Raw genomic sequence first — 13,767 nt, 5'->3', positions numbered from 1 at the left:
CGTCATCATCATTCCCCGTGTTCCGAGGCATACATGCAGTCTTATAGCGATAACCTGATCGCCAATCGCGATCCGTTCCATAGCTCGAAGTACGAGCTTACCCTGCCGACCCATCTAGCCATCATCGCAATGTCGAGATCGATCCGCCAGTTCCTGAAAAGGCGATCGTCGTTCGTCGCGGTTTTCGTCATGCCGCCGAAGGCAGACATCCATGCCTACAAGATGGCCGCGAAATGGTTGCTTGAGGGGACTGTGCCGGTTGGCGGCGAACACGGGAACAACTACGTTCTGTTCGTCGGTGAAGAAACTGAAGTTGCCGACGAGTTCGCTGGCTTCAGGAAATTGAGAGAACTCAAGCGGGCGATCATTCTTCTCCATGACGATGAGCTTCTATCGGATGAGGTCCGCATTGCGGCCGATATCGTTGTTCGTTTGCCGTTACCGGCTCCAAACGATTACCGAATTGCGGGACAGCGAATGGGTTTCGGGACTATCACGAATGCCGATGCCGATTTTTTGGCGAAGCAATCTCCCAAACGGGTCGAACTCGGTTGGCGGCGCGGACGATCCATGGCAGTCAGCATTGGGCGTCTCCGTCGGTATCCACATATCGAAAAAGGAAAGCCCTTCTCCGACCCGTCGTCGGCGGGACCGACACTGCACGACCTGTCCGGATATGGTGAGGCCAAAGCCTGGGGTCTCGAACTTGCCGAGGACATCACGGCATGGAAAGCGGGAGTTCTCACCTGGGATGATGTCGATTGCGGCGTCCTGCTTTCCGGCCCTCCGGGGTCGGGTAAGACATCTTACGCGGCTGCGTTGGCGAGGACCTGCGACGTACCGCTCGTATTGGGTTCCGCAGCCCGTTGGCAGGCAACCGGTCACCTCGGTGATATGCTCAAAGCCATGCGGAAAGCGTTCTCCGAAGCCGCAAGACAGGCACCTTCGATCCTGCTGATTGACGAGTTCGACAGTTTTACCAGCCGCGATGATCGGACCGGTAGCAACGACAACTATCATCGTCAGGTCGTCAACGCGCTCCTGGAATTGTTAGATGGCACCCAGTCGCATGAAGGCGTCATCGTCATCGGCGCAACGAACTATCCAGACATCATTGATCCGGCGCTTCTTCGAGCGGGTCGGCTTGAACGCCACTTTTCCATTTCGCTTCCGGATGAGGACGCGCGTCACGGCATCTTCCGTTTCTATCTCCGGGGAGACCTTGCCGACGAAGTGCTGGATGGTGTCGTGACGGCAAGCGACGGTTGGTCTGGTGCGGACATCGAACGGTGCGTCCGGGATGCACGACGTAACGCGCGACGGACGAAGCGACCAATTGCCCTCGTTGATCTCATCGCCGCAGTGCCGCAAGTGATGCCGGTTCCGTTGGCGGTACAGCGTTGCGTCGCCGCGCACGAGCTCGGCCATGCCATCGTCGGTGTTCTACTGGAGGCCGACGCGCTGGTGTCAGTCTCGATCCAGAGAACCATCCGGGTCGGCAGTCGATCACAATCTCTGGGGCACACGGCGTTCGAGGAGCGACTGTTCAGTCGAAGGACTTCGACGTATTTTCGAAACAAGATCGCCACGCTTCTGGGTGGTATCGCGGCCGAAGAAGTGTTGTTCGGGGAATTCGGTAGTGGTGCTGGTGGCGATCCATCGGCCGACCTCAATCGGGCAACTGATCTAGCGACGATGATGGAAACTAGGTGGGGTCTTGGGAAAACGCTGTCTGTCGAACCTGGCGACAGTCCACGTGAATTGTCTGCATTCCGTCACCGCCGCAAGGCTCTCAGCAAATCAGTCGAGGCGACATTGCAGGTGGAGTTTCGGCGGGCGAAATCCCTGCTCGAAGAACATAGGGATGCCCTTCTCGATCTTCATGTCGGTCTTCTGCGGGAGGGCAGTTTGGCCGCCGCGGTGGTCAGAGCTGCCGTAGAAAGGAGCGAGAGCTTCGGTCTATCTCATAAAGCCAAAACCGCTGGATACGAACTCGGGCAATGAACGCGGCGTCATTCCGTAATCGTCGTCGGGTATCACAGCGTGGCATGGAACGTGCCATTGAACTTCAACGGGGTGAAAAACGCCCGGCAACGGAAAGTACCTGTCTACCAGGACGAAGTCTTTCACATTAAATGTGGCTATAGGCATCTGATGGGCGATCGACAGGGCCGCGAACAGGAGATCATGCCCAATCTTATCCCTCTTCTGCTCCGGGCTAGGGACATAGAGATGGCGAAGCGGACCGACGGTCGTCATTTCGGCATAAAGGTCAGCAGCCTTGGACGTAAGTTCAGCGAACTGGAAGTCCACGGAAAGAATGTCATCGATCCAATTTTGGAGTCGCATTGCTTTTTGTGGATCGTGTTTCAAGGCCAGATGGGCACCTCGCCTCAACTCTGCTATAGCGGGAAACGAGATGGCGAGTGAATCTGCTCCCATGGCTCTCATCCAGGCACGTAACCCTGGCGGAGGTCGTTGCAAACCGGCATTGCTCAGGATGTTCGTATCCATCAGAAAAATGAGGTCTGCCATTTCGAAACCCTCGGATGCAGGTGAAAGCACCAAGGGTCGTAATCGGCATGTGCCGGTTTTTGGTAAAAATTGGGTTGAAAAATATCATAGTCGATAATTGGAGGAAGGGGACGATGTCACGAAACTGGACCATCGATGAGGCATCTGCCGACCTGTCGAGTCTACTTGAAGCGGCACGGACGTCGTCGCAATATATTGTTGCTCCCAATGGCAGGTTTGAGGTGTCGTTCAGGCAAACTGGAGGCAAATCCCTAGATAATATCCTGGATAAGGAAGGGCCGCTGAAACCGGGAGATATCGCACCTCAAGTGTAGTCTAGGCCGAAGGTGCTTGCATAGCATTTTTTCGGGCATCACGCCTTGGTGCCTTCAATATCAGATTTGCGCCGGCGGCCTCTGACATGCTGTGAAAAAGTCAGAGGAATACTGCAAGTTGTTATCGTCTTTCCGGTATTGCTACTAGACGTTCTAAATCGATTGTGCATTCTCACTGGAAGCAGGGGGCATGCCATGACAAATTTGATTTCTGACACAGACCAAAACGCTGAGAATTCGGTTTTCCAGAGCTCGCTTTCAGTTGAGGCCAAGATTGAGCGGGCACGAACTGAATTGCTTGACTTTTCGGCGCGTAATCGCCTGCTGAATGTCCCCCGGTTCTCAAAAAGCGCGAAGACCGTCGATATCGTCGACGAGCGTTCCTCTGAGGTCTTCCGTATTCTTGTGAGCGAAGGCAAGGCGATGACCTTTCTCGCAGGCGCAAAGGGCCGCGACTCCAAAAACGGGGAGGGCTCGGAAGACCTGATCGAACTCGCGCTGCCTGAGGACGATGACAGAGATGAGAACGGTCGCCTCGTAAGGCATGGTGACACCAAACTCCAGACAAGGATGACTCCGAACGCGCTTCAGAAGCGCCTCCTCGATCTATATTTCGACGCGAGGACCCTTGAGGAAGAGCAGGGGGTTAACATCCTCTATCTCGGACTCGGCACGTTAAAATGGATCGATCCAAACAACTCCGAGAACATCCGATACGCCCCTCTCATCCTTGTTCCGGTTATGCTGGAGCGCGGCAGCGCAGCCGAGCGGTTCAAACTGAAAGCGCGGCAGGAGGACTATGCTTCCAACTTGTCACTCGAAGGTTTTCTGGATCGCGTCCACAAGATCACGATGCCGGCGTTTGAAGCAACCGATCAATTTTCCTTTGACGATTACGCCGCGCAGGTAGCTGCGGCGATCTCCATTAAGCCGAATTGGTCTGTCCAACCCGACGACATCGTCCTTGGCTTCTTTTCATTCGCAAAATTTCTGATGTACCGCGACCTCGACCCAAGCCTTTGGCCGCAGAACGCCAAGTTCACCGATCGCCCACTTATCACCTCCCTGGTTTCGAACGGTTTCACCACGGGTGAGGAGTTATTGTCTGAGGACGCGAATATCGACGCGCACATATCTCCGAGTGAGATGACGCACATCGTCGACGCGGATAGTTCACAGACAGCAGCGATCCACGAAGTCCGCAGGGGACGCGACCTCGTTATTCAGGGGCCTCCGGGAACCGGCAAGTCCCAGACCATTGCAAACATTATCGCTGCTGCGGTGGCAGATGGTAAGACTGTCCTCTTCGTGGCTGAAAAGATGGCCGCTCTTGAGGTTGTCAAACGTCGCCTTGATAACGCCGGAGTGGGAGACGCCTGCCTTGAGTTGCATTCGAACAAGGCGAACAAGCGTGCTCTTCTCATGGAGCTTCAGCACACCTGGGAACTGGGTGCTCCCCGGGGCGAGTCCGCGGACGCGCTGAACAGGAGCCTGGTGGACGCGCGTGATAGCCTGAATAGTCACCCCGCGCGTCTCCACGAAAAGTACCAACCGTACGGTCTGACGCCGTTTCAGGTGATTGGGCATCTGTCGCGGTTGCGACGGATCGGAATGCCGCCATCGGACATTGAGCTTGCAGATGCAGTCAACTGGACGCCTGACTATCGCGAGCGGGTTGTCGCGCTGTTGACTGAACTTGCGCAGCGTATCGATGATATCGGGCTTCCTTCGACCCATCCCTGGCACGGCGTCGGCCTTACAGGAATTACTCCTCTCGATCTCGAACGATTAGTCGTGAGATTAAATGACGCCAAAACTTTTTCCGAGCGTGTAAGCGACGGGATGAGATCAGTCACGGATGCGCTGGAAACTGAACCTTCGAAAACCTTCACGGCATTTGCTGCAAGCGTGAAGGTTGCTGAACGCCTGGCAACGAGACCTGAAGCCGCGGACTATGAGGCGCTTGGAAATGGCGTGTGGTTAGATGCGTTACCCGGCGTAGATCGCCTGATCAAAGACGGTGCTGAATATAGCCGGCTCGCCGCGGAAGTTGATAAAACGATGGTTGCAGCCGCTTGGGATGCTGATCCGGCTTCACTAATTAGCATATTCCGGCGTCTACCTTCGGATTTCCCGCAGCCAGGGTTTGGGACCATCGCTCAATTGAACGGGCTAATCCCGCGCTTTTTAAGCGCTGCGATGTCGTTGGGAACGACGCTCGGGGTGAAGGCATCACCGACTCTCGGATCAATTTCACGATTGGTTACGATTGGCGAACGCGTTGCCGAAGCACCTGATGTCAGCCCAGACGCTTTCGTAGCCGCAATCTGGGAACGGGGGTTGGAACAGGCGGGTGATCTCGCCGAGGCGGTAGCAACCTACCGCAATATCCAGACGGAATTGGCGGGAAAAATCGCCGACCAAGCCTGGGATATGGATTTCGGGGCCATCCGCACCGCGGTAGCAATGCACGGGGACCGTCTCCTCAAATTCCTCAGCGGCGATTGGAGAAGAGCGAAGGCGCTGCTAAAAACTGTGATGCCGGAGACGCCGCCCGCAGAAACCGTCCGCATTCTCGATCTCCTTCAGAAGGGTAAAGACGCCCGCAATACGATCAGAGAGGGTGACGGTCTTGGACGCTCGGCATTTGGAGCCGACTGGCGTGGCGAGAAATCTGATCCACGTCCACTTGAGAGCCTGGTCCTTTGGATGAGAAGCCTACGAGGTGTGGGATCGGAAGCTCGGGCGATCGCGGGTAGGCTGACAGATAAATCAGCGGTGGCGTCTCGTTGTGAGCAGGTCCGGGCTTTGCTTGATGAAACCCGTCGAGTGCTTCTTTCTCTTTGGACAGATATGGGGTCGGGTAATGCCGAATTTTTCGGTGGTTCGTCGGACGTCGACGAGATATCTTTGCTCCAGGCCGCGCCTGCAATTACCGATCTGACGAATGCGGATGCGGCGTTTTCGGATTTGCTTCATCTGCCGCTTACCGATGCCGCAGCCCGGGTGAAAGCCCTTGGGACCCTCGCGACGGCGCAGCGTTGCAAGCAAACGCTGGAAACCAGCGGCGTCATTGGCGTCGCTGCGTTCGGATCACTTTGGTCAGGAGCTACGTCAAACTGGCCGAAACTCTCTCAAATCTATGCTTGGTCGACCTCAAACGCTGACATTCGCAGGTTGGCGTCTCGGGTCAATGACCCAAGTTCGATCTACGCTCATGCTAAAGAAGCCTCCGCCCTCGGAAGAGAGTTCCTCGATCGGATGACCGAACTCTTGGCGATTCTGAAATCGGATACCGAGACGCTGTTCGGCGTGGGCGTGGTAGCTGATGCTCCACTTGATGAAATGATCCGAAAGCTAGGCGATTGGATTGCCAACGAGGAGCAGCTTTCGAAGTTTGCGGCGTTTAATGGCCGAGCAAATGAGGCCGCAGAGGCCGGGGTTGCGGAGATCGTTGCTCGTCTGGAGGATGGACGTCTAACAACGGCGAACGTCATTCCGTACTTTGAAATGGCTTACTACGAGGCGTTGCTCAGGGACCAGCACGACAGGACGCCGGAACTCGCGCGTTTCGACGGAGAAGTACACAATCGCCTCGTCGCCGATTTTGCCAACCTTGATCTCGGTCGTATGAAGCACTCGAAGCTGGAGGTCGTCCGCGCCCACCACCGCAAGATTCCTTCTGTCAGCGGTATCGGGCCAGTAGGTGTCCTACGCGGTGAAATGGCCCGCCGTCGAAACCATATGCCGATCCGGCAACTGATGCAGCGGGCGTCTCCCGCAATTCAGGCGCTCAAGCCCGTCTTCATGATGAGCCCGCTTTCCATTGCGCAGTTTCTTCCCCCAGGTGTCATTGAGTTCGACCTTCTCGTGATGGACGAGGCAAGTCAGATACAGCCCGTTGATGCATTGGGTGCTGTTGCGCGTGCGAGACAGGTTGTGGTCGTCGGCGACGAGCGTCAGCTTCCGCCAACGATGTTCTTCTCGAAAATGACATCCGACGGATCGGAACAAGATGACGAAGATGACGGCGCAAAGGTGTCGGATATCGAAAGTATCCTCGGGCTGTTCTCCGCGCGAGGTCTTCCGAGCCGTATGCTGCGGTGGCACTACCGTAGCCGCCACCAATCGCTGATCGCAGTGTCGAACAGCCAGTTCTATGAGAACAAGCTTTTCATCGTACCCAGCCCTTATACGGCGGAGGCCGGTATGGGGCTACGCTTCCACCACGTCCCAGGTGGCGTGTTCGAGGACAGCGTGAACAAGGTCGAGGCGAAGGTGGTTGCCGAAGCTATCATCAGGCATGCGCTCGAGACACCACATCTCTCGTTAGGCGTAGCCGCATTTTCGATAAAGCAGCGTCGAGAAATCCAGGACCAACTGGAACTGCTTCGTCGTCTCAATCCGGAAACGGAGCCCTTTTTTCATTCACATCCGACAGAACCCTTCTTTGTCAAAAACCTCGAGAACGTGCAGGGCGACGAGCGCGACGTCATCCTAATCTCGGTGGCTTACGCGAAGAATGCCCAGGGCTACATGAGCATGCGCTTCGGTCCGCTTGGCGCAGAGGGTGGCGAACGCCGGCTCAACGTGCTCATCAGCCGTGCAAAGCAGCGCTGTGAGGTCTACGCCTCGATTGCGGACGAGGATATCGATCTCGAGCGCGGTAAGGGTAAAGGTGTGTTCGCATTCAAGCTGTTCCTTCACTATGCGCGTACGGGGCGGCTATCAATGGCTGCTCGGGCTGACCGCGGAATGGATAGTGTGTTTGAAGAGCAGGTCATGGCCGCACTTCAGGACAGGGGTTATCAGGTCCATCCGCAAGTCGGTATCGCCGGGTTCTTCATCGATCTGGCGGTTGCAGATGATCAAGTGCCGGGTCGCTATCTTGTGGGGATCGAGTGCGACGGTGCGTCGTATCACAGCGCGCGATCGGCCCGCGAGCGTGACCGCCTACGTCAGGCGGTACTTGAGGACCACGGTTGGAATATTCACCGTATCTGGAGTACCGATTGGTTCCAGCGACCTAAGGCGGAACTCGAACGGCTTATTGAAACAATAGAGCGAGCAAAAGCCGATGCGATTGCGGGAGGTAGTGGTCCGGCAGCGAGGAAGCGTGCTGTGCCTGTTGAGGTCGTTACAATTGATCGAGCGGACGTTACTGAAATAGGGCTGCAGGAGGTGGGTTCGGCTGTAGACGTCAACACTCCCTACGAAGAAGTCTCTTTGTACGTCAATACGTCTTCGGAACTGCATGAAGCCCCTCTGTCGGTGTTAGGGACGCTGGTGAAAAATACGGTAAGAACTGAGAGCCCAATCCACAGCGGTGAAGTCATCACCCGTATCCGCACCGCGTGGGGTCTGCAGCGGGCAGGTGGGCGAATTGAAGCGCATGTCAATCAAGCTATCAAGCTTTTGGTTGACCGTAGAGAAGTCGTTCGGTCCGGTGATTTTCTTCTTGAACCCGATTCCGAAATCAGACTACGTGATCGTAGCTCTGTTTCCTCTGCTAGCCTTCGTCGGCTTGAGTTGCTTCCCCCGATGGAAATCGATCACGGTCTCAAAGCGATTATTGATCAAAGTCTCGGTGGTACCGAGGAGCAGGCAATCAACGCTGTTGCTCGTGGACTCGGCTTCAAGGCGACAAGCGCGCAACTCCGGGAGATCATTCGCGGGCGCATTGAGGTCCTCGTTACACAAGGCGAGCTTGAAATGGGGGATGGAATGTTGGTGCCTGTGCAGAAGAATCTGGCTGGGTGATCGACGACGAATACACGCGTTGGCATTGTAGAAGACGCGACGCAAGTTAGCTCATCGGCGCTCAGCTCTTTGACCGGCTGTCTTGTGCGTATGGCGCATAGGACAAAAAGTGCACAAGCTTTTATTGTCTGATGAGCGACGCTTTGTCTCTTGCAAGGATTTCCGGGAACAATGTTTCCGAAAAAGTTCAAGCACGACGAGTTTAATCCATGTGTTCGGGGAAATCAGAAGAACGTGATGTTGGTCGATATTTCAAAGAGTCTGCTTGCTTGTCATGCCGCTCCCTCTTCGTCACGCCCGCACTACGATGGGTTGAACAAGGCCCCACTGGTGGCCCCGAAGCGCTCTGCTTATTGGACAGTAACGCCGCCAATCAGGGTTTTTGGTACGGCTATGTTTGTCGCCACCCCAAGCGGCTGACTTTTGTCAGTGTCATCGTCTTCACAACTGCATTCGTCGATGCTTTTGAAGATGCCATTCTGTTTGCACGGTTCGATTACTGGGTAAGAAAAAGACTGAAGTACGACCCTTGTTCCGCGGACGGATTTTCCGAAATTTACCGCGAGAACGCAGATTTTGCTGCCGCTGTATCCGCTCTTGAAGAAATGGCACTAGCTAGGCAACTAAATTCTCCACCCGGTGATCCAGATTTAAGGATAGTTGATGTTTTCGGGATGACGTCCTTCAAAGACCAGGACGGTGTTTATCCGATATGTCCATGAAATTGCTGCAACCGGGCGGCTAGCGCGTCCGCAACCCAAACTCCTCTCCCCTCTGCCTGGTGAATGAATGTCTCTTCAGTTACCATTAATCTTGGGGTTCGGGTTTCGCGCCCGCTGTCGGAGAAGTATTTTACCAGTTCGCTAGTACGTGCATGTTCCCAAATCATTTCAGCCGGTCCGCGTGGCTTGACGAAGCCGAAATGGAAGCTGAAGTTTGGGGCCTCAAATTGCGCAAGCGTCATGAGTATGAACGGAACACACCATAAAGGCAGGTCGGAGTACGCCCATATTCTGCGACGGTCTGCGCGCTCGATTATCCGACCAAAGAGTTCTACAGGCAATTGGCCCGGTCCCCCTGCTACTCTGTGCATGAATTGATAGGCTAGCCGGATGTTCGGTTCGGCGAAAAATTGGTCACGTAGTGCTTGTCCGTGGGCTTCGTCAAATCTCCTTGGCGTTACGCCAACGAAACGCCGTGCTTGTCGTCTCGCAGCAGGGCAATCGTCATAGGGGTCAGCCCCGATAGGAAAATTTGGATGATGGAAGCATGACGGGATGCCAGGATTGTGGACCCCATGTGGATCGACTGCCTCTTGACATTGTTCGCAGTACGGCAAAATTCCTTGTTCGCGAAAATTTGGTCCAGCAAGCTGGTGAAACTCATCAGCTGTTACTCGGCGATCCGTTCCGTTGTAGAGGGCGTATTCCATGCTGTCTCCTGTCGCGCTCCCTTAAATTGCAAGAAACATTAAACGCACGTTTAAGAAATTGATCTGCCTCATACTGAATGGCAAATCGCGGTTCGCCGTTGTTCAAAAAAATTACCGGAGACTTCAGGTGATCACGTTGCTATTCCCGCAGCCGTTCGGCTATCGAAACTGTGGGCACCTAAATAATAACACCGCCGGTGTTTTGTTAAGGTTTGCCGGCCATAAACACTTCTCAAGGCGAGCATGCGCTTGCGCGATGCCCGCCTTGAAGATCATCAGCCATTCCAGTGGCTGCTGATCGGATATTGATGACTAAATTGGATTGGGCGGTCTAGCGGTTTGGTTAGGCCGCCCGTCTTTCAGGCGTTTGTCGACCATCCAAAGATTGGCGCAACTGCGTCCTGACCTGTTTCCAATCGACAGCGCGGCATTCAATTGTAGCCGATCTCCAGCTCTCGTCTTTTAGGTCGAATATGCCGGGTAGGCTGAAATAGCGATCAATCTGCAGGAAGGTATCGATTCCAAAGCCTGCAAGCGGAAGCTCGTATGTAATCGCCGCCGCCGCGATTGACACATGGTATCCGAAACCAGGATGTGCTGCCCGCGGTTGAGGGAGCCAAATATTCTTCAGTTCGCGGCACTCGAGCATGGCCGCGACTAATTTTGCCTTCTCCTGCTCTCGGCCAGATACGAGGGGCCAACTGCTGCTGACTGAGGAAAGCCATTCGCGAAGCTCGGCTGCCTTCTGAGGATTCGTCCTTGACGTCCTAAGGATTCCGCGTTGAACGTCAATCAGGGTTTCGGGCGAGAACACGAATGTGTTCGTAGCAATGAATTCCAAGACGTGGGGCTTTTGGCGCGGTTTAGAAACCTCGCTTACAAGGCAGGTCGTTGCCAGATATTTCAATGGCTTGCTCCATTTTTTCGCAGTCAACGTTGACTGCGAAAGCGAAGATGCCCGAAAGAGGCCGGTTAATTATTAACAGTCCGGAATTTCTTGCCGAACTCTTGATTTTTTTGATCACGAAGTGTGGCCGTCGAAGAATGGCGTGCGGGAGGGCTCTGTTCCAGAGATTGGTAAACGAATGATGTCATCCCACACGATTTTATACCGCCTTGGTATCTTGGTCCCATCAACAGCGATTAATTCGCCAATTCATATCGGCCAACGCATCAACGCTTCGCGGCCCGCGTCGGTCAGGCCATAGATGCCTCGGTCAATCCGCTCGAACCAGCCATACACATTCGAGAGCAATATCTTGCCCGCATCGGGGGCGTTCGATCTCACGTCGCGAACGCGAAGCGGCCCTTCGGTCAAGGCTCTCGCACATCCAAGTGCCTGCTGGCGATATGCCGTCATGAGAGGCGTACGCGTGCTACCGCCGAGGACGGGATCACCCCTGCGTCTCTGGTGTTCGCGTACAAGCCGCGAGCGTCGTTTGGGATTTGTCCGCGGCATCGGGGATACCGAACTCACGATGACGTCGACATGGCCGCCTTCCGAGACGGCGAGCATTCCTATCCCCAGCCGTCGGCAAAGATCGCGATAACGCTTGTCTGTTTCCCGTCCTTTACCGCGGGTAGACATTTTCGCTGCGATCCACACCTCGTCCGATATCGATGCTCGATCAACCGCCTGGAGGATCAACTCGAGGTTAAACGCCAGCTTCAGTTCGCAAACCAGGATGACGGATGGATCGTCGTCACGTATGCCCACGAGGTCGCAACCCCCGATCTCCCCCTTCACCGTATAGCCGGCCTTTTCAAGAAAGGCTTTCACAGGTTGATAAAGGGAGGTTTCCATGGCGGCACTCAGAAAAAGAATCGTCTGCCGACAATACATGGAAGACCACTCGGGATCACCATTCACCTTGGCATCGCCGATTCTGGGCCAAATGGAACGTAGCTAGAGAGGTACTTGGCCGAATTGTGCCCTTTCTCGATTGAGGACAAACCTATCGGAGCATTTCGACCCGACCAAGAGAAATAGCGACAAACCTACGGAGCGCAATCATCATCTATCCTATTGTTTTTAAATATATTTCAGGAAAATGGCGTCCACGAGAGGATTCGAACCTCCGACCCCAGGATTCATACCGCTTCGGCTTTCGCCGCCGTCCCGCCGTTTGCCGGCAAGACGTTCGTGGTCTGGACTGTCCCTTCACCATGGGCCTTGCGGCCTTTAGGTGCTGCCCATCCAGTCTCTACACCTTCACCGGATTTCTCCGGAGCTTGGCTCGGGATTGGCATGCTGGAAGACCAGCGAAGCTTTCCCCGACTTTGAGCAGATCGATTGCGTCGTTTCCGGGCGCAACCCCCAATTTGTCTTAGGAATCCTGTGCTCTATCCTGCTGAGCTACGTGGACACTGAATTGCTCTTTAACCTGACGATGCCTGCGGATCAACCGCGTTCTTCATCGCGGTCGATCTCTTCCTCGGCTTTCTTCGCGTCAGTCGGCAATCAGTTCGGCAGGCGCTGTTCGGCCAGTTTCACCCAGTAGGAAATGCCGTAAGCGATGGCCTCGTCGTTGAAATCATAGCCCGGATTGTGAAGCCCGGCCGAATCGCCGTTGCCGATGAAGATGAAGCAGCCCGGTCTTTCCTTCAGCATGAAGGAGAAATCCTCTCCCGCCATGGAAGGATCGACATCGGGGTCGACATTCGGTTCGCCTGCCACATCGCGGGCAACACGGATGGCGTGGTCGGTCTCGGCGGCGTGGTTGAAGGTTACCGGGCAATAACGCTCATAGACGACTTCCGCTTCCGCGCCGTTGGCAAGGGCAATACCTTCCGCCATCTGCTTGATGCGATCCTGCGCCAGATCGCGCACCGTTTCATCGAGGCTGCGCACCGTGCCGGCGATCAATGCCTCGTTGGGGATGATGTTGTGGCTGGAACCGGCCTGAAAGCGGGTGACGGAGACGACCACCGAACGGATGGGGTCGGCATTGCGTGAGGCGATCATCTGCAGATTGCCGACGATCTGCGCGCCGATGGTGATGGGATCGACGGTGCGGTGCGGCTGCGCCGCATGGCCGCCACGGCCCTTGACGGTGATCGAGAATTTGTCCGGTGCCGCCATGATGCCGCCCTTGCGGATGGCGAAGGCGCCAAGCGGAATTCCCGGCATGTTGTGCATGCCATAGACCTCGTCAATGCCGAAACGCTCCATCAGGCCGTCGTCGACCATGGCAAGCGCGCCGGCACCCCCTTCTTCCGCCGGCTGGAAGATGACGGCAATGGAGCCGGCGAAGTTGCGGGTCTCGGTAAGATATTTGGCCGCGCCAAGCAGCATGGCTGTGTGGCCGTCATGGCCGCAGGCATGCATGGCGCCCGCGGTTTTGGAGGCCCAGGGCTTGCCGGTTTCCTCTAAAATTGGGAGAGCGTCCATATCCGCGCGAAAGCCGATGGTGCGATTGCCCGGAAGATTGCCCCTGATGATGCCGACCACACCCGTGCGGCCGAGACCGGTCACGATTTCGTCAACGCCGAAAGATTTCAGCTTCTCCGCAACGAAGGCCGCGGTGTTGTCGACATCATACAAAATCTCGGGATTTTCATGCAGGTGACGCCGCCATTCGCTGACTTCCTGCTGGAGTTCGGCGGCTCTGTTCAAAATCGGCATTCGTTCATTCCTGGGTTCATCGGTGCGGGGTGTCGTAAAATCCTATCCTCCGTGGTGGATAGTGCGCCGCATAATTGACGTAATCAATGTACTTTGCCATT

The 13,767-nt window shown here is 55.4% G+C and carries 8 protein-coding genes and 1 tRNA gene; 3 read left to right on the top strand and 6 right to left on the bottom strand.

Annotated features, from left to right (window positions below; all coding sequences use genetic code 11):
* Positions 1-33: 33 nt before the first annotated feature.
* On the top strand, positions 34-2,004 hold the full coding sequence (locus L901_RS08585; protein WP_059755568.1) for an AAA family ATPase: 1,971 nt from the start codon (positions 34-36) through the stop codon (positions 2,002-2,004).
* Here L901_RS08585 and L901_RS26975 read toward each other — a convergent pair.
* On the bottom strand, positions 1,960-2,535 hold the full coding sequence (locus tag L901_RS26975; RefSeq protein WP_065656321.1) for a type II toxin-antitoxin system VapC family toxin: 576 nt from the start codon (positions 2,533-2,535) through the stop codon (positions 1,960-1,962). The genes L901_RS08585 and L901_RS26975 overlap by 45 nt on opposite strands.
* 509 nt (positions 2,536-3,044) lie before the next feature.
* Here L901_RS26975 and L901_RS08570 point away from each other — a divergent pair.
* Both L901_RS08570 and L901_RS26970 read left to right on the top strand, forming a co-directional pair.
* The gene (locus L901_RS08570; RefSeq protein ID WP_059755559.1) at positions 3,045-8,609 is read left to right on the top strand and encodes a DUF3320 domain-containing protein; all 5,565 of its coding nucleotides are present in this window, start codon (positions 3,045-3,047) and stop codon (positions 8,607-8,609) included.
* Positions 8,610-8,818: 209 nt separating this feature from the next.
* Positions 8,819-9,331: a hypothetical protein gene (locus L901_RS26970; RefSeq protein ID WP_147401530.1), complete on the top strand. Its 513-nt coding sequence runs from the start codon at positions 8,819-8,821 to the stop codon at positions 9,329-9,331.
* Here the strand turns inward: L901_RS26970 and L901_RS26965 are convergent.
* From L901_RS26965 to L901_RS08550, 5 genes are all read right to left on the bottom strand, one after another.
* Complete coding sequence (locus tag L901_RS26965; RefSeq protein WP_147401532.1) at positions 9,313-10,041, bottom strand: hypothetical protein; 729 nt, start codon at positions 10,039-10,041, stop codon at positions 9,313-9,315. The genes L901_RS26970 and L901_RS26965 overlap by 19 nt on opposite strands.
* A gap of 343 nt (positions 10,042-10,384) precedes the next feature.
* A complete protein-coding gene (locus L901_RS08560) occupies positions 10,385-10,948 on the bottom strand; it encodes a hypothetical protein (protein WP_059755553.1) in 564 nt (187 codons plus the stop codon).
* A gap of 249 nt (positions 10,949-11,197) precedes the next feature.
* The gene (locus L901_RS08555) at positions 11,198-11,845 is read right to left on the bottom strand and encodes a DUF2161 domain-containing phosphodiesterase (protein ID WP_059755851.1); all 648 of its coding nucleotides are present in this window, start codon (positions 11,843-11,845) and stop codon (positions 11,198-11,200) included.
* Positions 11,846-12,093: 248 nt separating this feature from the next.
* Positions 12,094-12,190, bottom strand: a tRNA-OTHER gene (locus L901_RS26960).
* Between the two features lie 312 nt (positions 12,191-12,502).
* Positions 12,503-13,666, bottom strand: coding sequence for a M20 aminoacylase family protein (locus tag L901_RS08550; protein ID WP_059755551.1), 1,164 nt, complete (start codon positions 13,664-13,666; stop codon positions 12,503-12,505).
* Positions 13,667-13,767: the final 101 nt, after the last annotated feature.

The organism is Agrobacterium sp. D14 (assembly GCF_001526505.1).
In the GTDB taxonomy this organism is placed as follows: domain Bacteria; phylum Pseudomonadota; class Alphaproteobacteria; order Rhizobiales; family Rhizobiaceae; genus Agrobacterium; species Agrobacterium leguminum.
The sequence above is the reverse complement of the archived record's forward strand: the minus strand, read 5'-3'. Positions and strand labels throughout refer to the sequence as shown.